The organism is Streptomyces sp. NPDC059787 (assembly GCF_042732315.1).
Lineage (GTDB): Bacteria > Actinomycetota > Actinomycetes > Streptomycetales > Streptomycetaceae > Streptomyces > Streptomyces atrovirens.
Genome location: NZ_JBHWHX010000004.1, coordinates 78,842 through 104,455, shown reverse-complemented (window position 1 = coordinate 104,455; position 25,614 = coordinate 78,842). Strand labels below are relative to the sequence as shown.

Here is a 25,614-nt window from a genome sequence, read left to right as displayed (position 1 = left end):
CTACTGGGCATCCGGATCACCTGTCCCGAGGGGCGGCAGTCCGAGGATCTCCCGGAACCGAGCGGCGAGGCGCGCGACCGTCCGGGGGTCCGTCCCTTCCGCCGCCAACAGGTCGGCGAGCCGGCGCACCCCGTCGCGGTACGTCTCCGCGGCGTACCGCCAGTCCGCCAGCACGGAGTCCGCATCGCCCGGCAGGAGCAGCGTGAGGGCCGTGTCCCATGCCCGGACGGCGTTCGGGTCCGGGCTCGCGGTCTCGAAGGCCGTGAACGCCGAGCGCCAGATCCGGCGCGACACAGCGGCCGCGACGGCCCCGAGGGCGTCCGGCCACGGGCCGGGGCGGACCAACAGCAGCCGCACCTGGTCGAGCGGCGCCAGTCCACTGCCCCGCACGCCTCCGCCGAGTTGCGCCTCGACGTCCATTCCGGGGGTGATCTCGATGCCCGCGTCCCTCAGTTCGGCCAGGGTGACGATCTCGGCGCCGGTGAACCCCGGCGGGTTGCCGGACAGGTCGTCCGCGCTCACCCGGCCGGCGATCCACTGGCGCCGGGCCTCCTCGGACGGCGGCGCCTGAAGCGGGGTGTCGTCACCGACCGTGACGACGTCGGGAGCGGGTCCGGAGGGCTGGGCCGCGGGCGCGGGTTCGAGCACGGGCTCGGGCACGGGCTCGGCCTCGGACCCGAACTCGGCCTCGGACCCGGGCGCAGGCACGGACCCGGGCGCAGGCACGGACCCGGGCTCGGGCGCGGGCTCGGGCGCGGGCACTGACCCGGGCTCGGGCTCGGCCTCGGACCCGGACCCGGCCTCGGACCCGGGCGCAGGCACGGACCCGGGCGCAGGCACGGACCCGGGCTCGGGCTCGGGCACTGACCCGGGCTCGGGCTCGGGCTCGGGCTCGGGCTCGGCCTCGGACCCGGCCTCGGACCCGGGCGCAGGCACGGACCCGGGCTCGGGCGCGGGCACTGACCCGGGCTCGGGCTCGGGCTCGGCCTCGGACCCGGCCTCGGGCGCGGGCTCGGGCTCGGGTGGACGGGTCTGCGACCAGTGGGCTCCCGTGTCGTCCTGGGGCGAGGTCAGCACGAGGAGGCTCTCGTTCACCGCCGGCCGCCGGTCGAGGAGCCGGAGGGGCCGCGTCGGCAGCCACACCGTCCGGGCGGCCCCCGTCCGGGCGGCGACCGCCTCGGCCAGGGCGGTATCGCCTGCCCCCACCCCGACGGGGACGACCGTGACGTCCTGGTCGAGCTGCGCCAGAACGGGATCGTGGGAGAGCAGCTCGGCGATCTCGTCGTAGGGCACCGGGCGGGTGGTGCCGTCCGGCCAGGGCATGTCGACCCGTCCCGGGGTGGTGCCGCTCATGTCCAGTACGTATCCACCGGGGTGGTCGTTCTTTCCGGCGCCCTTGCGGTGCCAGGGTGCCAGGGCCCCGCGGCTGTTGTTCAGGCCGCCGTCGGGTGAGATCACGTAGCGGTCCGCCCACATACGGCTCGGGGCGGGCTTCCCCGTCCAACTGCGGCCGGTGCTCCTGCCGTTCACGGAGGTGATGAGGGTGCGGTCGTCCAGCGCGCCGTGGCGTTCGAGGTCGTACGCGGCGAGCGCCGTGGGGTCGTAGGCGTCACGGCCCAGGGCCGCCGCCGAGGCCGCCAGCCGGAGCAGGTCCGCCCGCAGGGCCTCGTCCCCCGGGTCCGCACCGGAGCCCAGGTGGAGCGCCTTCGCCGTCAGGGCGTCGGGATCGGGATGGTTCTCCACGCTCTCCACGGCCTTGACCGTGGCCCACAGCGCGTTCTGCCGGTCGGCCGCGGTGACCGGCGCCGACGTACGCAATCCCAGCACCTGGCGGGCCCACCGGTCCGGGTCGTGCCGTGTGATCAGCTCGCGGGCCCGGTCCACGGAGGGCAGGGGGACGAAGTCGGGCAGCGCGGACCGGGGGTCCGTCGCCAGACGCGCCGACGCGGCCTCCAGCATCGTCCGTACGTCCTCGGGGTCCGGCGGCGCGGGCCGGGTGCCGGGGGTGGTCGTCAGGCCGTGGTGCGCGCGGGTGACCCGGTCGAGCAGGTCGAGCGTCAGCTCGCCGTACTCCCGCAGGTTCCCGTCCCCGCGGCGCATGACTTCCAGGGCGCCGATGCCGCGCAGCAGTCGACGGTACGTGCCCGCCGGGTCATCCTTGTCGTTCTCCACGTCGACGCCGAACGTGGCCCGCAGGGCGCGGACCAGTCGCAGTGTCGTGTCCCGGGCCATGGCCGGGGTGAGGTCCGGGGAGGTCTCCAGGCCGGCCTGCGCGGCCAGGGTGTCGAGTTCGTCGGGGGTCGGTTCGGGGCGCAGCTTCACCATGTCCACCGGGTCGTTCGCCGGGGTGGTGCCGATACCGTGGTCGTACAGCTTTCCCTTCGCGTAACGGCTCAGGTGCTCCCTGTCCGGGGCGTAGACGTCGCGCCGTGTCGAGTTGGAGACGTCCTGGGCCGCCGACGGGACGGCGAGCGGGTCGGGGACGAACGGGCGGCTCCGCTTCAGGGCGGCGGCGGTGTGTCCTTCCGGTCCGCTCCCCCAGCAGGACAGGAACACGATGGGGGTGTCCCGGTCCAGCCGGGACACGCTGGGGCGCCGCCGGAGGTAGCCGCCGGTTTCCGTGCCCGGGACCGGAACGTTGTTCTGGAACATGTTCTCGACCATGAGGGTCTGCCCCGGCAGGCCGTGGACCAGGAAGAAGTAGGGTTTGCGGCCCTTCCACGGCACCGGCCGGGGATTCCCGATCGGCTCACCGGTGACAGGGTCGTAGACGGACCACTCCGTTGACCGGGTCAGTTGCTGAAGCCACGGCTCGCGCCGGAGCAGGTCCGAGCCGTTGACCACCGCACGGCCGACGGGCCGGCCCTCGTCGGTGAGGGTGACCGACTTGACGTCCGCGTCCCGGAGGGTCTTCCCGTCGATCGTGTGCAGGACGCCTTCCCCGGGGTTCGGCCGTCCCTCGTCCGGCCCCAGGTCGTCGGGGTCGGCGGCGATCCACTCGCCCAGCGGCTCGCCCATCATCTCGTCCGCCGACTCGCCCATCGACTCGTCGCCGAGGGCCCGGTCGTCGGTCACCTCGATGCGGTTCCGGCCGGTGTCGGGGTGCGGCTTCAGGGCGACCTCGCCGCTGTGCGACCACAGCGTCCTGCGCACCCGGGCCGCGGACCTGCGGGGCAGGTCCAGTCCCATGGCACCGGCGTTCGGCGAGACGAGCACCACCTCGGCGGAGCCCTCGCGTCCCGCCAGCTCCTCGTCCAGCGCCAGCAGTTCGGCGAACTCCTCGGTCGACAACCGCCACCGCTTGCCGCCGTCCGGCAGGGACAGCCTGACCTTGGTGTGGTCGCCGTCCTTCGTCCCGATCACGTACGGGAGGGGAGCACCGGGCCGGCGTGCCCACGGTGACGGACGGGGGTCCCGGTCGTCGCCGTCCACCACGTCGTACGAGGAGGTGTCCGGGTCCCGGGCGGGCCGGCCCGTCCAGTTCCGGCCCAGCGGGGTGCCGTCCGGTGCGGTCATGCGCGTGGCGTCGGACAGCAGGCCCTGCTTGCCCAGGTGGTAGGCGGTCAGCGCCGCCGGGCTGGTCGCCCGCCCGGCGGCCATCGCCTCCTGCGTCAGCTCGTACAGCCTGCGTACGCGGTGCGACAGATCGTCGACGTCGAAGCGCACCGGTGCGGGAGCGGAGTCCGTGGACCCGCTGTCCGAGTCGCTGTCCGAGTCGCTGTCCGACTCGCTGTCCGACTCGCTGTCCGACTCGCTGTCCGACTCGTCGTCCGGGTCGTCGTCCGGGTCGGGGTCGTCCCCGGGGTTGTCGTCGAGGTGCAGGAGGTTCCTGGCGAGCCGGTCCGGGCCGGTGGAGTAGTCCGCCGGGCCGAAGTCCTCCGGGCTCAGTTCCGCCAGCCGGTCGGCGGCTTCCGACAGGGGGGAGCGGTCGACCGTGACGACCGCCTGCCGCCGTGCCGCCCGCCCGGTGGCGCCGTCGATCGGGCCGACGGCGCCGATGTCCCGGCCGCCGCTCTCCGTGGTGACCGTGAAGTCCTCGGCCCGGACCGTGCCGCCGCGTGTCTCCGCGACGTCGCGCACGGCCTGCTCGTTGAGCTCCAGCTGACGCCGGATCTCGTCGAGGAGGAGGGCACGCACGGCCTCCGCCCGCTGCCGGCCGACCGTCCCGGCGTGCTCGACGGCGCCACCGGACAGGGCGAAGCGGGGGCCGTTGCTGTAACCGGTGACCGTGATCGTGGGCAGCCGGAGACCGGCCCTGAGGTCCCGCAGGCCGGACACCACGATCCGCTCGGCCAGGTCGGCGAGTCGCCGGCGCTGGTCCGGGTCGGTGACGTCCCGGTGGCGGTGCTCGAAGGCGACCCGGGACCGGGACGGGGACGGAGGAGGCTCCGGGGCGGGTCCGCCGTCGTCCGGCACCGCCACGCTCCCGGCCTCGTCGCCGAGGTCGGGGCCGGTGCCCGGCAGCGCTCCCGGGCCCGCCTGCCGCGACACCCCGTCCGCCGGGGCCAGGGTGACGGTGGAGACCGGCGGCGCGGCGGCGGCGGTGGGTCCCACGGCGTCGGAGGGCGACAGCCGGCCGGCGCGTGCGGCGCGCAGCAGGTGTGTCAGGGAGCCGGCGGTCAGGGACCGGTCCCAGCCCTGCCGGGCGGCGTACTGGCCGACGGTGTGCCGGAGCCCGCCCCAGGTGAGCAGGCCGGGGTCGGCGTTGCCGGCCGCCTGGATCCGCAGCCTCTCGAGGGCGCCGAAGCCCTCGATCAGCTCGTGGAACTCCGCCTCGCGGTCCGGGTCGGAGTCGATGTGCACGCCGTGGGTCTGGCGCAGGGCCCGCACCCAGTGCAGGGCGCGGTCGGTGCGCCCCGGCAGATCGTCGGGGAGTCCGCCCAGGTCGGCGAGCGCGTCGAGGGCGGCGGTCCTGGGCTCGGGACGGAACTCCTCGACGTGGCCCACGGGGTTGTCGGGGTCGTCGTACACGACCAGGTGCGGCGGCAGGCCGCCCTCGGCCTCGCTCGGCGAGATCTGCCGGTCCACGGTGAAGACGGTGCGGCGGGTCTCGTTGGCGACGTACTGGGCGGAGGAGGGATGGGCGAGCAGGTCCTGGTCGGCGCGCGTCATGGACAGCTCGCAGAGCAGCAGCCACACCGGCGTCTCGGGAGGGAGTGCCCGCATGCTCCTGCGCCGCGCCAGCACCCGGCCCAACTGCCGCGGGTGGACCGCCTGGTTGGCGCCGGTGCTGCGGCGGGGCAGGGTGGTGCGTCCGCTGTCGCCGTGGCCGACGGCGACGTAGGAGCCGGCCAGGCTCCGCGGCAGGGGCAGCAGGCCGCTCTGCCGCCCGGCGTACACACCGGGCAGCCCTTCCATGACGTTGACGTAGTGCTGGATGGCGGACACCACCCGCAGGGCCTCCTCCCGCAGCGCCATGTCGTGCGCGTCGAGGAACGCCCGCCCGGTCAGTGCCTGCCCGTCGACCGTGACCAGCGGGTACGAGTGGATGTCGGAGTCGGGGAAGAGGGTGCCGTCCGAGGCCCTGACGGTGGCCTCCGGGTCGTCCGGGACCAGGTCCGGGTCGGCGGGGACCCAGGTGCCGGCCGGATCGCTCCCGGGGGTCGGCGCGGTCAGGAACGGCACCCGGCGGCCGGTCGGAGCCGTTTCGAGGCGCAGGTCGCCGTAGGTGAACCAGGCGCGGGTGCCGGTGCGGCCGGCGATCACCCGTGCGAGGGCCTCGTTGCGGCCGTCCTCCTCCGCGATCAGGACCACCACGGGCACGTCCGGCCGCCGCCCCGGGTCGTGCAGCACCAGTTCGGCGAACTCCTCGTCCGACACCGGTCTTCCGTCCGCCAGCAGCCTTCCCTCGGCGTTCCGTTCGGCCACCACCGCGTAGGCGTCGGGCCCCCAGGGCGAGGGGCGGACGCCCTGGGGATCGGCCACCACGTCCATGTGCAGGCGGATGCCGGGACGTCCGGTCCAGTTCCTGCCGTACGGCACGCCGTCGTCCCCGCTGAGCGCGGTCTGCTGCGGGTAGCCCTGCCGGGTCAGCCCGTAGGCGGCGATGGCGTCCAGGCTGCCGGCACGGCCCCGGCGGTGGGCGCTGCTCGTGAGGGTGAGGGCGTCGTAGTGCAGGGCCGCGTCCACCGGCGCGTCCGGTGCCAGGTGCAACAGCGTCCGGGTGATGCCCTCCAGGTCGAGGCCGGCGCCGAAACGGGGGTGCCCGGCGCGCGCCGCTTCGATCACGCGCAGCGAGTTGAACAGTCCGTTGCGCAGGTCCGGGGAGAGCGGCTGGGAGCCGAAGGTGGCGTCGACGAGTGCCCACAGTTCCTGGAGGCGTTGCCGGGCCGCGCTGTCGGTGGGCGGCGGTGCGGCGGCGGACCGCGCCGCCGGCTCCGGGGTGAGGTGCGGCAGCGGCAGCGGCGCGGGCGTGTGCGGCTGCGGCGTGTGCGCGCCGGTGGTGCCGTCCCACAGGGCGCGGACGGCCGTGTAGGCGTCGCTGCCGTCACCCGGGCCGCCCTCGGCGACGTCCCACAGCGCACGGGCGCGGGCCAGCGCCTCGTTCTCGGTGTCGGTGGCCTCGACGGGGTTGACGTCCGCGGGACGCACCCCGCGGGGGCGGGCCGGCTCGACGCTGCGCGGGTGGCGGGGCTCCTGCCGGGGGCCCTCGCCGTACAGCCGGCGCAGCAGGGGGTACAGGGCGGGCTGGCGGGTGCGCACCCACTCCGGGCCGGCGTTGTTGCGGGGCAGCCCGGTGTAGGGGTCGTCGCCGCCGTTGGCCATGAGGTAGACGTTGCTGAGCTGGGCGAAGAACTCCAGCTCGTCGCGGCTGCTGTAGTTGGGGGCGCTGCGGCGGCCGTCGGCGTCGTAGCCGTAGAGGGGGCCGTCGGGCCAGTTGCCCGCCTCGCCGGCCCGGGTGGTGGTGCGGAAGGTGTTGGTGATGCGCTGCCGGTCGACGGGGTCCAGACCGTGCAGGTGGATGGTGTGGGCGAATTCGTGCAGGGTGGTCGAATAGCCGTTGGGATAGGCGGACTTGCCGGTGCCGACGGTGGTGCGTTCGCCGAGCAGGTTCTCCTCGGTGACGGCCGCGGTGCGTGTGCCGACACCGCGGACGTCGTCCCAGGGGCGGCCGTCGCCGGTGACGGCGCCCCGCAGGAAGCGGAAGGCGTCCAGGGAGGTCAGGGCCTCGCCCTTGGGCACCACCAGGACCCGTGAGCCGCCCTTGAGCAACCGGGCCGCGACGTCGGGGTCCTGCAGCATCCGGGCGATCTGGGCACGGGCCCGGTCACCGGCGGAGACGGGCTGCTCGACCCCGTCGGGCACCTGGGTCATGAGGCGCGCCGCGACCGAGGCGAACTCGGCCGGGGTGAGCTTGGTCGGGGTGAGCTTGGTCGGGGTGGGCCCGGTCGAGGTGAGCCCGGTCGAGGCGCGCCCGGTCGAGGTGAGCCCGGTCGAGGTGAGCCCGGTCGAGGTGAGCCCGGCGCTCAGGGCGTCCACGAGCACGGGGTCGGCGGCCAGCCGTTCGCGGTGCGCGGGCGGCAGCGACGCCAGCGCCGCGTCACGGTCGGCGGCGGACAGGCCGGGCAGCCGCGCGGCGAGTGCCCGGACCGGGTCCGCGGTCACCTCCGGACGGACCCGCAGCCCGTCGGCGAGCGCGGTCAGCTCGGCGCGCAGCGCGGGCAGGTCGGCGTCGGTGACGCCGAGAGCGCGCCAGGTCTCCTCGTGGCGGGTGAGGGCGTCGGGGTTCCGGGCGGCGGAGTCGAGCAGTTCGCTGAGCCGTACGACGAGGGAGGGGGCGGCGCCGGCGGGCCGCGCGGCACGGTAGGCGTCCTCGCGCGCGAGAACCGACGTGACCGTACGGGGGCCGTCGGCGGGGGTGCGGTGCAGTGCCCACAGCAGGTCGAGGAGGTCGCGTCCGCGTAGCTGCGGGTCGGTGCCGGTGGCCAGAGCGAGGGCGGCGTCCGCCAGGGAGTCCGCAGGGGCCGGCACGGTGAAGCCGTCGGCCGTGACCGTGCCGGAGGCAGGCCGGTCCACCGCCGTGACCGTGATGTCGACGCCGTTCACCGACAGGCCGAGCACCCGGCCTCCGCCCGTGCCGGGCAGGACCCGCACCGACGCTCCGGGCAGCTCCCGCTCCAGCGCCGCGCGTATCCCGTCGACGGCGGGCAGGGTGGCCGCGGGCAGCTGGAACTCCACGGTGCCCAGCGGGCGTTGTTGGCCGAACTGCACCCGGCCGCGGGCGGCTCCGGCCAGCACCACCGGGTGGCCGAGGCCCTGCAGCACGGCGCCGAACCGGCGCGCGACGTCCAGCTTGCCGGTGTCGTCACCGGACGGCGTGCCCGGCGTGCCCGAGGGGGCCGGAACAGCGCGGGCGGCCGGAGTGGCGGTGGGCGCCGACGGCGGCGGCGGGGGTGCGGGCTGTACGGGTTCCTTCGGCGGGGCGGGGGGTTGTGCGGGTTCCTTCGGCGGGGCGGGGGGTTGTGCGGGTTCCTTCGGCGGGGCCGGGGGTTGTGCGGGTTCCTTCGGCGGGGCCGGGGGCGGTGCGGGTTCCTTCGGCGGGGCCGGGGCCGGGGGCGGTGCGGGTTCCTTCGGCGGGGCCGGGGGCGGTGCGGGTTCCTTCGGCGGGGCCGGGGCCGGGGGCGGTGCGGGGACGGTCGCGGCGGTCTTCACCTGGTCGGTCCGGACGACGACACCCAGCCGGTCGCTGAACAGGGCCGCCACGTTGGTCAGCCAGTCGGCGGCCTCCGCCGCGTCCAGACCCGGGCGGACCGACTCGCTCATGTAGCGGCCCGACTTGTCGTTCACCACCCAGGAACGCAGCTTCTCGCTCCAGCGGAACTCGCCGGACACCCGGCTGCGGCCCGGCAGCGTCCGGCCGGCCGTCTCCCCGCCGCCGTCGACGAAACCGGCGGCGATACCGGTGTGGCCCAGCCCGTCGAGCGTCCTGCGCAGCGACTCCGCCGTCAGGTCGGGGTCCTTCTCCCGCATCCCCGCCAGCAGCGCGTCGAACTGCTCCGGCGTGACGATCCCGCTCAGGTCCTCCGTGCCGAGGATCACCCGGCCGTCATCGGTGACCGTGTACAGCCACACCGCGTCGCGGTTGCCGGTGATCAGCAGGTCCGGGTCGACCTCGTCCAACGGCACCCACAGGGGGTTGAGCCGTACGTCGCCGTCCTGGTCGCGTTCCTCGTTCTTGATCCGCTTCGGGAGAACCGAGTCACCGAACCGGTCGCGGGCTTCGGCGTCGCTGCCGTCGTAGTGGTTGACGCCGTTGTAGTAGACCTCCGTCTGCCGTGTGGCGTTGTCGGGTCCGGCGCCGCTGACCCGTCGGGGACCCGCCGGGAGCGACCGCACCACGTCGACCCGCAGGTCGAACGCGTGCGCGGCGAGGGGCAGGAAGGTCTCCCCCTCCGGCGTCCCCCAGCGCTGCTCCCAGTTGACGACGGCGTCCAGGAGCCTGGTCAGTTCCGTGTCGTCCAGCGGCGCGGTGCTCTGTGTGTAGGCGGTACCGAGCAGTCGGCCCAGTGCGCGGTCGTCGAGCTCGTCGGGTGCCGGCAGCAGGTCGTGCTGATCGAGGTGCTCGAACATCCGGCGCGGGCTCAGGTCCTCGGCCTCCGCCTCCAGGACGGCCCGGGCGTCCTGCGGGGAGATGCCCGGGTCGGCGGGGAGCGACGCCATGCGGGCGTCGACGTACCGCTTCAGCAGTTCGGCGGGGTCGAGGGCCTCGGGGACGGGGACGCGCCGGACGCCGTGGTGGGCGAGGAGGGCGAGCCTCTCCGCCCGGTTCATGCCCCGGACCCGTGCGGCGAACGCGTCGGCGACCGTCTGCCGGAACTGGCCGACGATCTGCGGATGCAGCCGGCCCGCGCTGCGGGCCACGTAGTCCTCCAGGTAGGACCGCATGGCCCGGAGCGCGGCCTGTGAGGGACCGGTCGGGGCCTTGCCGGTCCTGGCGCGGACCTCGGTCCGGTGACGCAGTTCGGCGCGTACGGCGTCGGGGTCCCCGAGCAGGTCGTACGCGGCGCGGTCGGTGGTGGCGAGGCCGCCCAGACGGCTGCGGATGTGCACGGGGTCGCCGGCCATGAAGGAGTACAGAAGGCACTCCCCCGTACCGGGCACCGGCACCCGACGGCCTCTCGCCCGACCGCTGTCGCTCTCCGACTCGGAGCCCTTCTTGCCGTCCTTTTGAGACGGGTCCGGCTTCGGCTCCGGCTCCGGCTTCGGCTTCGGCTCCGGCTTCGGCTTCGGCTTCGGAGCCAGGGGCTTCGGGTCCGGCTTCGGGACCGGGTTGGTCGGCAGGGCCAGCTGGTAGTGGCGGTTGTCGAGGCTCAGGACCACGTGTGCGCCGGAGTGGGGGGACGGGCCGACGAGTTTCTGGAGGTCGCCGGTGCCCGTCGGGTCCTCGGGGGCGAAGTCCTGGAAGCCGCCGTCGCTCCCGACCACCGTGACGCGCACGCCGAAGGTGCGTGCGGCGAGCAGCGGGAGCAGGTCGGACGCGCCGTGGTTCCAGCCGGCCTCGGACGGGGCGTCGCCCCGGCGGAGGAGCTGGGTGATCGCCAGTTCGGCCCGTACCTCGGGGGACAGCTCGGCGACGTGCGGGATCAGACCGCCGAGGCCGTCGAACTCACGGCGTGCGGGAGTGTCCGTTCCGAGGTCCAGGCCCGCCGCGGCGATCTCCTCCGCGCTGAAGGTGTCGGTGTGGTCGGGGGCGACAACGGCCAGCAGGTCCTCGTCGGCGTGGTCGGTGAGCCAGGAGGCCGTCCTCCGGCGCATCTCGGACATCGCCCGCGGGTCGGTGAGGTCGATGCCCTGCGCGGCCAGCAGCCCCGGAGCGGCGCGTTCGAGGCCCTCGGCGAGCGCGCGGAAGAAGGCGTCGCCGTCCTCCGGCACGTCGTGGAGCGTGTACGTCTCGCTCGTGGGCGACGTGAGGACGGTGTCCGGTGCCTCACCGGTCCTGGTGTAGCGGGGCGGGGCCGGGGGCTTGGCCACGGGCTTCTTGGGCGGGGCCTGGTAGGTCACCGCGGGCGGCTCGGCGAGACCGTCCAGTCCCTTCCGGCCCTCCTCGGTGGCCGCGAGCCGGTGCCAGCGGGTGAGCTGGTCCGTCCCGGCCCGTACCCGGTGGTACTCCGCCGCGGCCTTCTCCGCCGTGTCCTTGAGCGCGTCCAGCTCGGCGCGCCGGGTGTCGAAGGCGTCGCGTGCCGTGTCCCGGCGGGCGGTGGCCTCGTCGAGGGCCCGGCCGGGCGCCTTCGCGGACAGCAGGGCCGCGTCGAGCCGTCCGTCGGCCAACGCCTTCTCGGTGCGCGCGGTCTCCAGCCGCAGGTCGGCCGCCTTCCGCAGTTTCCCGGCGGCCTCTTCCGCGTCGGCCAGGCGGGCCAGGGCGGCGTCCTGCTCGTCCCGCAGGAACTCCGCCCAGCCGTCGTGCTCGGGCTGGGCGTACTCGTCGTCGGCGAAGGCGTCGACCTCGGCCCGCGCGGCGGCCACGTTCGCGTCCGCGACGCCGTGGTCCCGGCGGGCGTCGGCCTCGGCCTGTGTCAGGGCCCTGTCCGCGTCCTCGACGCCCGTCCGGGCGAGGTCGACCGGGCGTGCCGCCGCGCGGGCGATCCCGGCGGCCTTGTCGAGGGAGGCCTGCGCGGCGTCGAGGTCCGCGCGCAGCCCGCCGGAGGCGCGCCGCTTCTTCCAGTAGGCCTTGTCCGCGTCGACCCACGCCTTGCTCGCGCTCTCGACCGCGTCCCACGCCTTCGAGACGCGCTCGGGGAAGTTCGTGTCGGTGATGATCCGCAGTTCGCGGGCGACGTCCTCCCGGATCCAGGTGACGACGTACGCCTCGGACTCCATGGCCTGCGGACCCGACCGGGCCTTGGCGAAGGTCCCGCCCCGGATCCGGTTGGCGAGCCTGGAGTCCACGATGCCGCGGTGCACGTCGCCGACGCCGATCCAGGTGGCCGGGACGGCGAACAGGAAGGACCGGCCCGTCTTGGGCTTGAGGTTGCGGGAGGTCAGGTGGTCGTCCCCGACCGGCATGACGTCACCGTCGAGGTCGTTGGGGCCGGGGCCGAAGGCGCCGATCTGGTTGAGGCCCGCGTTGTTGGGAGAGTCGTACAGGAAGCCGCCGCCGAGGCTCGAGGACTGGCTGTGCTCGACGGACGACGACGTGCCGGCGTTGTCCCCGTACCGTCTGAGCACCTCCAGTTTCTTGCCGTCGGCGACCGTCAGCAGCAGCGCGCGGCTGAAGTCGGGGGCCGAACGCAGTGACAGCTGTCCGGTGTCGGTGCCCACGAGGGACTTCTCGGTCAGCCCCGCCACCTGGTAGCCGTCCGGTTCGGTGGTGCGCGGGAAGAACGCCGTGACCGCCGTGGAGCTGGTGCCGTCCTCCAGTGCCTGCGCCGAGCCGGTGCCCAGGCGGGTCAGCCCGGTCTCCCTGGTTCTGCGCAGGAGGTCGGTGAGGGCGTCGTCGTCGGGACCGTCCTCGGCCTCCAGGGCCCGGAGGGGGAAGCCGACGTCGTACGCCTTCGTGAGGAGGAGGTCACCGGCCATGCGGATGTTCTCGATGCCGATGATCCCGCGCGGGTGCATGCCGTTCTCGGGGAAGGTGAACGACCGCGTGACACCGTCCCCGTCCCGGACCGTCAGTTTCTCCTCCACCCCGGAGAGCGGTACCGGGCGGGGCGGACCGGCGAGGGCGGGGTCGGCCGCCGGGTCGGGCGCGGGCAGCCGCCGGCCGGCCCCGGAGGTGCCGGTCCCGTCCGTTCCCGTCGATGACGGCGCCGGCTCCATCAGGCTGAGCGGCACGTGTTCGCGCAGCTCGCCGACGTCGTCCTCCTCGACGATGCTCAGCCGGCCCCGGAAGCGGTCGAGGGCCGTGGACTCCGCCTCCTCCAGGTCCGGGTCGGCCGGCGCGCCGGTGTTGGGGGTGTCGTCGGCCTCCAGGGTGATGCGCATCCGGTACGGGGTGACGACCTCCGCGTGCGGTTCGGTGGACGCCGCCCGGTAGATGGTGACGGTGGTCACCGTGTGGCTCGACGCGACCGTCTTCCGGCTGGAGCCGCCCTCGGTGTACGTGGGTCCGGCGGCCGGGACCTGGGGGTTGCCGGTGTACACCATCTGGCTGGTCAGGAAGCCGAGGTCGGCGCCGGCCGAGAACTCGGAGTTCTGCTGGGCGGTCTCGATCGCCCGCCGGTTCTCCTCCAGTTCGGCGCTGTGGTCGAGTCCGTCGAACACGGGCGTCCCGGGGATCAGTTCGACGCGTGCCCGCACCCGCCGGCTGCCGATCCGGATGCTGTCCCAGCCCCAGCCGCCGGCTTTGACCAGGGTCGACGGACCGGTGGTCGTCATCTCCCCCTTGAGCGCCCGGGTGGCACGACCCGTCACCAGCTGCCGGATCCGCTCCCGGCTCTCGTCGTCGAGTCCCAGCTTCCCGATCCGCCTGTCGAACGCGAGCAGCACGTCCGTGGGGTCCAGCGCGTTCACCGCGTACGTGCCGAAGGCGGCGCCGCGCATCCAGGGCTGCGGTGTCCAGGCCCGACTCGTGTAGCGGGGGACGTCGCCCATGCCGTCGTCGATCAGCCCCATCCGGTGGGCGCTCTTCTCCGGCAGATGCCCCAGCAGACCGCCCGGGCTGGTCAGTGCGGTCCCCGCGGCCCCGGCGAGGGAACGCGGCACGAGGGCGCTGCCCGCCGCGGCCGTTCCGACGCGGCCGGTGCCCAGCCGGCTGGTGAACAGCGCGAACCAGTGCTGCACGTCGCCGGCCACGAGCACCTGGTGGGTGAAGCCCTTGCGGTTCATGTCCGCGACGACGGTGCGTACGACGCTGAGACTGTACGTGCCGGTCCTCGAAATGGGGTTGGCGACGATTCCGTACGCGCCCATGAGTCCGTGCCCCGGATTCTGGGCGACGGAGTAGACCAGCTGGCCGCCGAAGACGAAGCCGGTGCTGTTGCTGGTCTTGCCGGCCGCCTGGCGGGTGCCGCCGAGCGTCATCTCGGTGTCCATGGACATCGGCGGGGTGAGGGCGCGCAGGTTCCCGACCGTCGTGGTGTACCGGAAGGTTCCCCACAGCTCGCCGTACGGCCCCTTGCCCAGCAGGCCGCTGCCCACCAGGCCCAGCGGCCCCGAACTCTGGTCGAAGCTCGACGTCAGGTACTGGGGGGTGAAGGTGCGGACGATGGCGTCCCGGGTGGGGGCGCCCTCCTTCACCAGCTGCCAGGCGCTGCCCGACGCCGTCCGCAGGACCCGGTCCACCTCCGCGGTCAGCGTGGGCGACAGCACCACGTTCACGATGACGAACGGGTGCTGCCGGAACTCCTTGAACTGCGGTGTCCCGCGGTCGGCGAGCCGTCCGGCGGGCTGCTGCGGGCCGGTGCCCGCGGGCAGGACGAGGTCGCCCTTCGCCAGGGCGAGGGCCCGCTCGGTGGTCATGGACGTGGGCGCGGGCTCGTCGGACAGGTACGGGTTGAGCGCCCCGTCCGCGTGCGGGTCCGCGTCGGGCGTGTGCTGGACGGGGACACCGATGAGCACCTGTCCGGTCATCGGGCCGCCGCCCCGCAGGTGGCCCCGCGGTGTCCGGCCGAAGAGCACGTTGACCGGTTCGTCCAGCACCAGCAGTCCCGGCAGCCCGAGGCCGAGACCGCGGATCAGGCCGCGGGGCCGCCAGTAGCCGCTCAGGCTCGCGGTGAGGGCGAGGTCGTAGCGGTACAGGTGGGTGGGCTTGTTGGTCACCGACATCGGCTCGTTGGTGACCGTCGAGCCGAAGCCGGTCTCCGACTCCCACTGCCAGCCCTGGCGTGCGCCCAGGGTCAGCCCGAGCGTGTTCCGGGGCAGGCCCGCCTCGTCGCGGTCGTTGTCGCGGCCCGAGAACGTGCCCTCGAAGCCCAGGTCCACGCCTCGTTTCACGCTCGTCTGGCCGTCGATCCGGTCGACGCCCTGGGCGCTGAAGCGCATGCCCTCGTCGACGTCCTTGCCCTCGTAGCGGCGCCCGGTCAGCGTCCCGTGCACGCGGAGGGTGTAGTAGACCGTCCCGACGGAGTCGGGGTCCCTGAGCCTGACCGGCAGGCCGACCGTGGTGAGCGCCTCCAGGTTCGCGGTGACGCTCTGCTGGGACAGCACACCGAGGATCTGCAGGGTGTTCTGGAGCGCGATCCGGTACTTGACGGGATCGGTCCACCGGGGCGGCATGGGCAGGCTCTCGGCCGCCCGGAGCACCTGGTCGGGCCTGCGCCCCAGCAGGTCGTTGAAGCGGGTGCGCCAGCCCTTCGGCAGGTTCGGCGGCAGCAGCTGGTCGAGGGGCACCACCAGGTCCTGGTTCAGGTTCGAGACGGCGTCGACCACGCCGTCGGCGAACGCGTCCAGCAGGGTGCGGCCGACGCCGTCCGCCGCGTCCGGGGTGACCCGGGTGCGCAGGCCGTCGTCGAAGGTGAACTCCTTCACCCGGTGCATGCCCAGGGTGCGCGGGCGGTCCACGGTCAGGTAGGGCGGCACGAACGGCGGTGCGGCGCCGTTGCGCAGGGCGAGTGCGGTCCCGTCGTCCCATCCGGCCAGCCGCCGCGCCTCGGAGCTGGTCATCCGGTCCAGGCTCCAGGTGAGGAAGCGCGTCGGCGGCGCGTTGTCACCGGCCCGCCGCACCCGCACCGACTTCACGACCAGGTAGAGCGCGGTCCTGGGGCCCTTCACCTGTCCGGCCGACTTGAGGGTGCCGGCCCCGCCGAGTCCGACCGACCAGGTCTTCGCGTACGAGTACTGGGCGGTCGGCCCGAACTGGAGCCGCAGGTCGAAGGGGGCCGTGCCGGGGTCGAAGAAGTTGAAGGCGGGTCCTGCGACGGCCTGCAGCAGCAGGCTCCTGCCGTCGGCCCGGCTCCGTTCGCTGCGGACCGTCGAGGTGTTGATGTCCCGCATCTCGGCCTGGTCGGTCTCGCCGACGAGGATCGCCGTCCGCGGGATCACCTCCTCCACGACGAAGACGCCCAGCGGTGACTTCTTCTTGTCGTCGGCGAACAGCGGCGGGGTGGTGATGCGGCCGCGCGCCATCGTGCCGCCGTGCCGCTGGAAGCTGTCGCCGGAGAAGAAGATGTCCAGCTCGGTGTAGGCGGAGCTGCCTGGGAGGACTCCGATCTGCCGGGCCGCCCAGTCGCGGATCGCCGCGACGGGACCGAACCCCTCGATACGGACGAAGCGGTACTGGGAGTTGCGGTCCAGGGTGATCGACCGGGGGATCCGGCCCGGCTTCGGGATCTTCGTCACGCTGTCGGGCAGGCGGACCAGGAGGCCCTTGCGGACGCCGAAGGAGAACCGGGCGGGCACGGCCGAGTCGGCCTCGGGATCGGGGGTGGTGCCGGGCTCGGGGTCGATGCCCGTGACGACCCGCCCGGCGGGATCGGTGACGCGGAACTCGTAGTGGATGTCGTCCAGGAACGCCCGCGACTTGTCCAGCGTCCGGGTCTCCATCTGGTTCATGCGCTGGTCGGTCAGCGTGTAGCCGACCTTGTTGATGAAGCCGAACCGCAGGGCGAGACGGCCGAAGCCGCCGAACGCCGCGGTGCCCGCCGGGCCGATCGGCCCGCCGAGGCCGTACTGGGAGTTGGCCTGCATGTTCTTGGTCAGCCCGAAGGTCGCGGCCGCCCGGTGCATGCTGTCGATCTTCGTCGAGTCGCCGATGCCGTCGTCGAACGGGGCCCAGTTGCCGTGGTGACGCGCTCTGACCCACAGGACGCGTGCCTTCCCGTCCGCGGTGACGTACGGGAACGGGCGTCCCTCGCCGTCCGCCAGCGTCTTTGGCTTGTCCCGGAGCGTCCGCCGGACGTCGTCCAGCAACTGTGCGCCGTCCGCGGGCCGGGCGTCCGGCCTGCGCTCCAGTTCGCGGTCGACGGTGTCCAGGGCCTCTTCCAGGCCGCGCAGGACGACCGTGCTCTGACCGAACGTGCCCGGATTGGCGAGGAGTTGTTCGATCTCGGCGGCGGTCAGGGTGGCCGGCAGCAGCGACTGGAGGTCGTCGACGTACGCGGGCATCCGCCGGCCGTCCTGGAACCGGGCCGGGGTGCGGCGCCTCGGCGGGGGCGCCATGGCGGGGTCGAGGCGCGGGGCGTTCGGAGACGGCGGGTCCGGCTCGGTGGTCAGCGTGACGAGGGCCGTCGTCGGGTCCGGCTCCAGGGGCGGAGGCGGGCCGGGAGGAGTGACGGTTTCGTTCCCGGCCGTGGCCGTGGTGGGCGACAGATGGGTGTCCGCCGGGGACGCGGGGGCCGGCCGGGCGGCCGACCAGTCGTCGGCCTGCTGACGCCGGCCGTCCGCTGTGGGCAGCAGGGAGAGGACGTGCGGCAGCGACGGGTCGCTCTGTGCGAGCAGGCCCACGGGTCCCGGTGAGGTCCACACGGCGCGGGCGGTCCCGGCGCCGGCGAGGGCTCGCCGGTCGGTGGCCCGCGGGTCCGTCGGGGTCGTGGAGGCGAGGACGATGTCGGCCGTGCGCGGGAAGTCGTTCAGCACCGGGTCCACCGCGAGCAGTTCGGCGATCTCCTCGTAGGGGACCGCGGCCCGGAATCCGCCGGGCAGCTCCATGGTGAGGTGGTCCGGTCCGGCCTCGCCCCGCACCAGGAACGGGGCGGGTTTGGCGGGGTCGGTGGTCCACGGCATCCTGGCCCGGCGCAGCGGGCGGTGGCCGCCGTCCGGTGTCGCCGCCATGACGAGGGCGGACCTGACGTCCACCGCCGCACCCGGTGGGCCCGGCGCCCAGCTCCGGCCGGCCGGGGCGCCCGAGTCGTCGAGCAGCAGGGTGTCCGGCGCGAGGGCGCCCAGGGACTCCAGGTGGAACGCGCCCAGCGCGACCGGGTCGTCCACGTCGACGCCGACGGCCGCCGCGCGCGCCACCAGGTCCAGGAGATCGGGCAGCCGGTCCGGGTCGGGCCGGCCCAGGTGCAGCACCCTGCCGGTGAGGGCGGCCGGGTCGGGGGTCCTGCTCTCCCACTCCAGGGTCTTCACGGTCGCCCAGAAGAACCGGGCCCGCTCGGGCGCCCCGATGACCACCTGGTCCGGGTCCAACCCCAGGAATCGGGCCGCCTCCTCGTTCACTTCCTCGTCCGTGAGACCGTCCAGCCCTTCGGCCACGGTGATCACATGCGGCAGGGTCACCAGGTCGGTGAGCACGGCGCCGGGGTCCCGGCGCACGGCGTCGGCGGCCCTGGCCAGCAGGTCCTCGTAGGCGTCGGGCCCCAGGTCGCCGTCCGGGTCGCCGTGTTCCGTCGTGCGGATCTCACGGGCCGCGCGCTCGAACAGGTCCAGACTGAACGGTACGGCGTCGCGCAGCACCGGGTCGGCGGCACGCAGGGACTCCAGCGCGCCGATCCCGGCGAGGAGTTCGCCGTAGCGGCTGTCGTCCTCGATCGCCACCCCGAACGTCTGCCGCAGTGCGCGCACCAGCCGCAGCGTCCGCTCGCGGACCTCCTCCGACGCCGGTCCCACCGGGTCGGTGTGCAGGCCCGCGGCGCGGGCGCGGTCGTCGAGCGCGGCGTCGTCGGGTTCCGGCCGGTGCTCCACCCACTTCCCGCGCCGGCCCCGCGAATCCATGATGATGTAGTGGGCGACCCGGCCGTCCTTCTCGAACTTGAAGCCGACTTCCTGGGTGGCGCCGTAGACGGTGCGGCCGGTCTCGTTGGCCACGTGCTGGCTCTGGCTGACGTCGGCCAGCGGGTCGGGGACGAACGTGTCCGTGACCAGCTTGCGCCTGCGGGTGATGCCCGGCGGTGTCGCGGCGAAGCACTCCTGCATCACGATGGCGTGGTCCTTGGGGAGCCGCGCCACGCTCGGACGGCGCCTGAGCATGCCGCCCGTCGCCCGCTCCCGCTTCCGGTGGCGGGGGTTCGACCGGGTCGGCAGCGCCGTCTCGCCGGGCGAGCCGTGCCCGGCGAAGACGTACACCGGCTTGCCGGCGAACGGGACCGGCTCGTCGTCCTTGACCCAGGTCCCGTCCTGCCGGTTGACGTGGTAGAGCTCGGTCGCCGTCGCCGAGTGCCGGATCCCCGGTAGCAGCCGTGCGCGGTCGCCGTCCTCGAACACGGCCCTGCCGATCGGCCCCTGATCGGTGACGATGGTGTGGGACTGCAGGTCCTGTTCCCAGAAGGGGGCGCGGGCGGACTCCGCGGGGTCGGGCAGCAGGCCGGGAGAGTTGCGGATCCAGTCGGTGCGGTCGCTGCCCCGGGCACTTCGCAGGGGCACGACGTACGGGTGGGAGGCGCTTCCGTCCGGGCCTTCGGCGACGTCCACGACCCCGTTGGCCGCCCAGACGTCCCTGCCGGTCCGGTCCGCCGCCCGTCGCGGCAGCTCCAGGCCGCCCCCGCCGGCGTCGGAGACGAGCAGCAGCACCGGCACGTCCGCCGGGAGTCCGCTCAGCTCGGCGTCCAGAGCGAGGAGTTCGGCGAACACGTCGAGGGGCACCTCGCGCGGGACGCCGTCGTGGCCGCGGACGACGACCTGGTCACGGTCGCCGTCCGCCCGCACGACATAGGGGTCCGGGCCGCCGGGCCGGTGCCAGGGCGCGGGTCCCACCTCGTCGCGTGACAGGCTGCCGTCGGCCCGGGGCCCGGTCCTTCCCGTACGGGTGAGGTCCAGGTCGTCGAGCCCGTCCTTGCCCCGGGTCCAGTCGCGGCCGCGGGGGCGTCCGTCGGGGCCGGTGGTCAGGGCGTGGGTGGGTGACAGCACGCCCTGGCGCCGGAGGTGGAGCGCGGCGAGGGCGGCCAGACCGCCCGCCGCCCGTGCCTCCTGTGTCGAGGCCAGCCCCAGCAGCCGGGCGCGCTGCACGTCGCTCACCGGATCGGCGGGGTCCAGGAGCAGCACCCGGCGGGCCACGGCGTCCAGGTCGAGCGGGCCGAAGTCCAGCAGGGGGTCGGTCCGGCGGAGCCGGTCGAGGCGTGCGAGGCCGTCGCGGATGTCCGGGTACAGGGGGCTCGACATGATGTCGGGGCCGTAGATGTCCGCCAGCAGTTCCCGGTGCCGGATCTCCTCCGGGGTCGGTTCCGCCCCCCGGTCCCCGTCCACGCCGTCGTCCTGGTGGTCCGACAGCGAGGTGTCGAAGCCGTCCAGCAGGCCGTCCAGGCTCGGCAACGGCGTGTCGAGACCCCCGACCGGTCCGGGATCGAGAAGGCCGGCGAGGGCGGCGGGCGGGGCATCGGTCCCGTGGCCGTCCAGCAGGCCGTCCAGGCTCGGCAACGGCGTGTCGAGACCCCCGACCGGTCCGGGATCGAGAAGGCCGACGAGGGCGGCGGGCGGGGCATCGGTCCCGTGGCGGTCCGCGAAGGTGACGTCGTCCACTCCGGTGTTGCCGGTGCCGGGCGCGGTGAGGTCGCCGGGCCGGGCGGCCGCCCAGTCGGCGGCGGCCGGGCGGCCCGGTGCGCCGGGGAGCAAGGTGGGAACGTACGGCCGGGACGGCCCGGTGGCGGCCAGACCCACACTGCTCTGCGAGGCCCATACGGCGCGGCCGGTGCCGGCGCTGACGACGGCGCGCGGGTCGGTGCCCGGGGCGGTGCCCGGTCCGGTGGGCGGGGCCGCCTTCGAGACCGCCAGGACGATGTCCGTGCCGTCCGTCGGGCGGGTGTTCAGTACCGGGTCCCGTGCCAGCAGCTCGGCGACCTCCTCGTACGGCACCCGACCGCGGAAGCCTCCGGGAAGGTGCATGAGCAGGTGGTCCCTGCCTCCTCCGGCCCACACCGTGTAGGCCGAGGGGCCGCCCTGCACGTTCCACGGCGGTCGCTCCTGGCCGACGGGCTGGTAGCCGCCGCCCGGCTTCGGAGCGGCGACGACGACACGGTCGGTCGTCATGGTCGCGTTCGGCGGAGCCTGCGCCCAATGGCGGCCGACCGGTGCGCCGTTGGCGTCGCGGAGCTGGGTGGCGGACGCGAGGGCGCCGAGCGTCTCCAGGTGGAACGCGCCCAGTTCGGTCAGGTTGTCGATGTCGACGCCGACGGCCGCCGCCCGGGCGACCAGGTGGAGCAGGTCGGGGCGCCGGGACGGGTCCGGTTGTTCCAGGTGCAGGACCCTGCCGGTGAGGGCGTCCGGGTCGGGGGTCCGGCTCTCCCACTCCAGGGCCTTGACCGTCGCCCAGAACAGCCGGGCCCGCTCGGGCTCCCCGACGGCCGCCGGGCCGTCGTCCAGTCGCAGGACGCGGGCGGCCTCGGTGTCCAGGTCCTGGTCCGTCAGACCGCCCAGCCGCTGTGCGGCGGCGGTGACGTGGGGCAGGGTGACGAAGTCGGACAGCACGGTGTCCGGCCCGCGGCGTACGGCGTCGGCGGCGTCGGTGAGCAGGTCCCGGTAGGCGTCGGGGCCGGTGCCGCCCGGCCGGCGGGCGTGGGCCGCGCGCTCGAACAGGTCCATGCTGAACGGGCCGAGGTCACCCAGCGCCGGGTCGGCCGCCCGCATGGTCTCCAGCGCGCCGATCCCGGCGAGGAGATCGCCGTACCGGCTGTCGTCCTCGATCGCCGCGCCGAAGGCCAGCCGCAGCGCGCGGACCAGCCGCAGCGTCCGCTCGCGGGTGGCGTCCGTGACCGGCCGTCCGGGGTCCGTGTGCAGGCCCGCCGCGCGGGCGCGGTCGTCGAGCAGGTCACCGGTGGGTTCCGGCCGGTGCTCCACCCACTTGCCGCGCCGCCCCCGCGAGTCCGTGTAGAGGCGGTGGACGAACTTCCCGTCCGGCAGCGTCGCGAAGCTGACCATGTGGGTGCCGCCGTACGCCGTGCGGCCGGTCTCGTTGGCGACGTGCTGGCTCTCGCTGACGACCGCCAGCGGGTCGGGGACGAAGGTGTCGTCGATGCCCCTGCGGGTGCGGACCACACCCGGCGGCCCGGCGCTGGAGCACGCCTCCATCAGCACGGCGTGGTCCTTGGGGAGCCGGGCCAGGCTCGGACGCCGCCTGAGCATCCGGCCGGTCTCCCGCTGGTGGGTGTGGTGCCTCGGGTCCGTCGTGGTCGGCACCCGGGTCGCGCCCGGCCGGGCGTGGGCGCTGAAGACGTACACCGGCTTGCCGGCGAACGGAACCGGCTCGTCGTCCTTGACCGCTTCCTTGGTGACCGGGTCGTAGTGCCACAGCTCCGACGACTCCGTCGCGAGCTTCAGCACCGCGATCCGGCGCGGGGCCTCGGAGTCCTCGAACACGCCTCTGCCGATGGTCGTGCCCCCGTCGCCGACGACGCTGTGCGACAGCATCTCGCGCTCCCACTCCGGCGCGTTCTCGCGCTCCGCCGGGTCGAGCACCTGGCCGGGGGTGCTGCGGATCCAGTCGGCGCGCGGCATCCCCTCCCCGAACAGCAGGGAGACGACGTGCGGCTGCGACGGGTCGCGCTGCGGAGAGACCTTCACGGTGCCGTTGGCCGACCAGACGTCCCGGCCGATCCGGTCCGCGGCCTGGCGCGGCAGCTCCAGGCCGCGGGCACCGGCGCCGGGGACGAGCAGCACCACGGGGGTGTCCGGGGGCAGCCCGGCGAGCCGGGGGTCGCGGGCCAGCAGTTCGGCGAACACGTCGAGGGGCACCTGGCGCGGGGCGCCGTCGTGGCCTCGTACGACGATCCGCCGGTGGTCGCCCTCCGCCATGACGACGTACGGCTTCGGCTCACCGGGACGGTGCCAGGGCGCGGGCTCCACATCTCCGCGGCCCAGGGTGCCGTCGGGCTGCCGGACCACCTTCCCCACCTCGGTGAGGTCGAGGTCGGGGATCGTGGCGTTCGTCCAGTTGCGGCCCCACACGCCGCCGGCGTCGGTCAGACTGTGGCTGGGGGACAGTACGCCGCGGAGTTCCAGGTGGAAGGCGGCCAGGGCGGCCAGGCTGCTCGCCGACTCCACCGCCGGGTCCAGCGCCACCCGGAACAGTTCGCTGCGCTGCGCGTCGGTCACCGGATGGGCGGTGTCCAGGAGCAGCACCTTGCGGGTCAGGCCGTCCAGGTCGAGCGGGGCGTTCCGCAGTGCGGGATCGGCCTGCCGGAGCTGGTCGAGGTGCGTCAGGGCGTCACGGAGGGCGGGGTGGACGGGGTTCGCCGCGATGCCGGGGCCGAACACGTCCGTCAGCAGCCGGTCGTACAGCGCCTCGGTGGCCGGGTCCGGCTCCGACTCGTACTCGGACGCGCCCTGCTCCTCCTCCCAGTCCATGATCATGTCGATCGAGTCCGGGGAACCGGGTGCGGAGGACTCCCCGGTGGGGATCCCGTCCGGCGCCCGGGAGCTGAGCGGTGTCTCGTCGACGGTGACGGGCTGGGTCCGGGTGGGCTCCGCCGTGGAGCCGGTGGCGGCCGGCAGCTCCTCGGACTCGGTGCGTACGGGCCGGTAGGGCTCCGGGGCGTCGGACGTGGTCCGGGTCTCGGCCTTCGGCACCGTGGAGGACGGGCCGGCCTGCTCGGACGCCTCGGGCGAGGGGGTGCGGACGTCGTCCGGGACGGCCGTGTCCGAGGCCGACGGCCCGGCGGTGACCGTCGGGTCGCCGGGTGCGGCGGTCTGGGACCGTGGCTGCGGGGTGGCGGTCGGCGAGGTGTGGCCCGGGGGCGTGGTGGTCGACGGGGTGGGGGTGGTGGTCGACGGGGTGGGGGTCGCGAGGGGCGCCTGTGCGTTCGGCTGTTGCCGTTGCTGTTGCCCGTCGGAGGTGGACCGGGTCGTGTCGTCGTCCGTCGACCGCTGTCGTTCGGTCTCGTCCGGTGTGAGGTCGCTGCCGCCGGTCCGGGTCGGGAGCGGTTCCGGGACGGAGGAGCCGACGGTGGCGGGCCTGCTGACCGGCAGGGTGTTGTCCGTGCCGGCGGTCCAGTCGGTCCCCGGGGTCGTGGTCACCGACGGGTTGAGGGTGGAGAAGACGGTGTCGGTGTCGGTGTCGTCCACCAGGGAGTCCCGGTGGACGTCGTCGTACGCGTTCGACGACGGGGGCTGGTACGACGGCTTGACCGCGCCCGTCGTGCCCGTCGTGCCCGGGAGGCCGTACGCGTTGGTGTCGGTGCCGGCGCCGTAGACCGTGTCGTAGTCCGGGAGGGACGGGAGGGAGGAGACGGACGAGACGGACGAGACGTCGCTGGTGTCGCTGAAGACCGACGCGGTGTCACTGATGTCGCTGGTGTCGCTGAAGACCGACGCGGTGTCACTGATGTCGCTGAAGACCGACGCGCTGTCGCTGGTGTCACCGACGTAGGAGCGGGAGTCGTCGCCGTACGTGTCGTCGTAGGTGTTCCGGTACGTGCTGCTGTTCGTGTACGGAGCGCTGTAGGTGTCGTCGTGGAGGTCCTGGTACGTGCTTCCGTCGTCGTACGTGGTGTCGTACCGGTTCTCGTACTCGTACCGGCCGGTGCTTCCGTTCCCGTACCGGTTGCCGCCGCCCGGCAGGTCGTTGACGTCGCCGGAGCCGAAGTCGATGTTCTGGAAGTAATTCTTGTAGACGAACTTTCCGCCGAACTCCGCACCGGTGGAGGCCGCTTCGAAGACCAGGCCGCTGAGGCCGGCGCTGAGGAACGTGCCGGGGTTGAGCGTGAACGTGCCCAGGAAGATGAGGCCGGTGAAGGCCTCGGCGAAGGTTTCCGCCTGCCCCTCGTTGACGAAGGTGAACGGGAGCTCGAAGGTTTCCTTCCAGAAGTTGTTGTTCCTGAAGTACTTGTTGATGAAATGTCCGCCGACCTCACCGAAGATGCCCCCGAAGAGTCCCGCGAACGCGCCGGCGACCGCCGACTGGCCGATGTCCGTCCAGTCGAACTTGTCCCGCCGGCGTTCCGGGTCGTCCGGCGCGGTCATGGAGATCAGCTGCGAGGCGAAGGAGACGAACGCCTCCTGGATCGCCTCCAGCAGCACCGACAGCGGCGTGGGGATGGCCCGTCCCAGCCGCTGGAGGAGCAGCAGGATGGTGAGCGCGGTGCGCGCCTTCTGGATGGCGATCTCGGTGAGCGACGTACCGCCGGTGAAGACCGCCAGCGCGGCGATCAGGGCCAGCTCGATGTTCATCAGGATGAACTCGATGAGGATCTGGTACTTCGCCTCGGACAGCTTGATGGAGCGGTCGATCTGCTGGGAGCCGAGCTCCCGGAGTTCGTCGGAGAACTTCTGCAGGTGGTTCTGGCCGTTGTCGTCGACGAAGAGCTTCATCGCGGCGACGAACTCGTCGGCGATCCGCGGCGGGAGCGAGTTCCCGGCGGTGGAGATCGCTCCCTTCATCGCGTCGGAGAGGTCCCTGACGTCGTCCGCCAGCCGCTTGTAGGGGTTACGGCTGTCGAAGCCCCGGTCCTCGTTGCCGGTGGCGACGTTCGCGCCCACCCAGACCTCGATGAACTCCCGCAGGCCGGGCGGGAACATGATGGCCATTCAGCGCCTGTTCTCGCTCTCCGAGCCGTGTGTCTCGATGTCCTCCACCGCCTGGGTCTGCGGACGCTGCACGTGGTCGGCCTCCGCGGCGACCGCGTCGACCAGCGCCAGGAACCCACCGGTGATGGCCAGGACCGTGTCCGTCACCTGCTGCTGTTCGCGCCGGACCTGCTCGCCGACCGCGTTGGCGAACTCGTCGTCGCCGCCTTCCTCGCCCCACCAGCCCGAGTACTGCGCGCAGCCGGTCTCGAACCGGGGCAGCATCTCGTCGCCGTAGCGGACGGCGTCGGCGAGGTGCCTGGAACCCTGCAGAATCGCCTGGATGTCGGCGGAATAGTTGCCGGACAT

Annotated in this window: 2 protein-coding genes; both read right to left on the bottom strand. The window is 73.9% G+C overall.

What is annotated here, in order from left to right; translation table 11 throughout:
- A complete protein-coding gene (locus ACFV5H_RS05360) occupies window positions 1-25,266 on the bottom strand; it encodes a lonely Cys domain-containing protein (protein ID WP_385192981.1) in 25,266 nt (8,421 codons plus the stop codon).
- Entirely contained in the window at window positions 25,267-25,614 is a 348-nt protein-coding gene (locus tag ACFV5H_RS05355) for a hypothetical protein (protein WP_385192978.1), read from the bottom strand.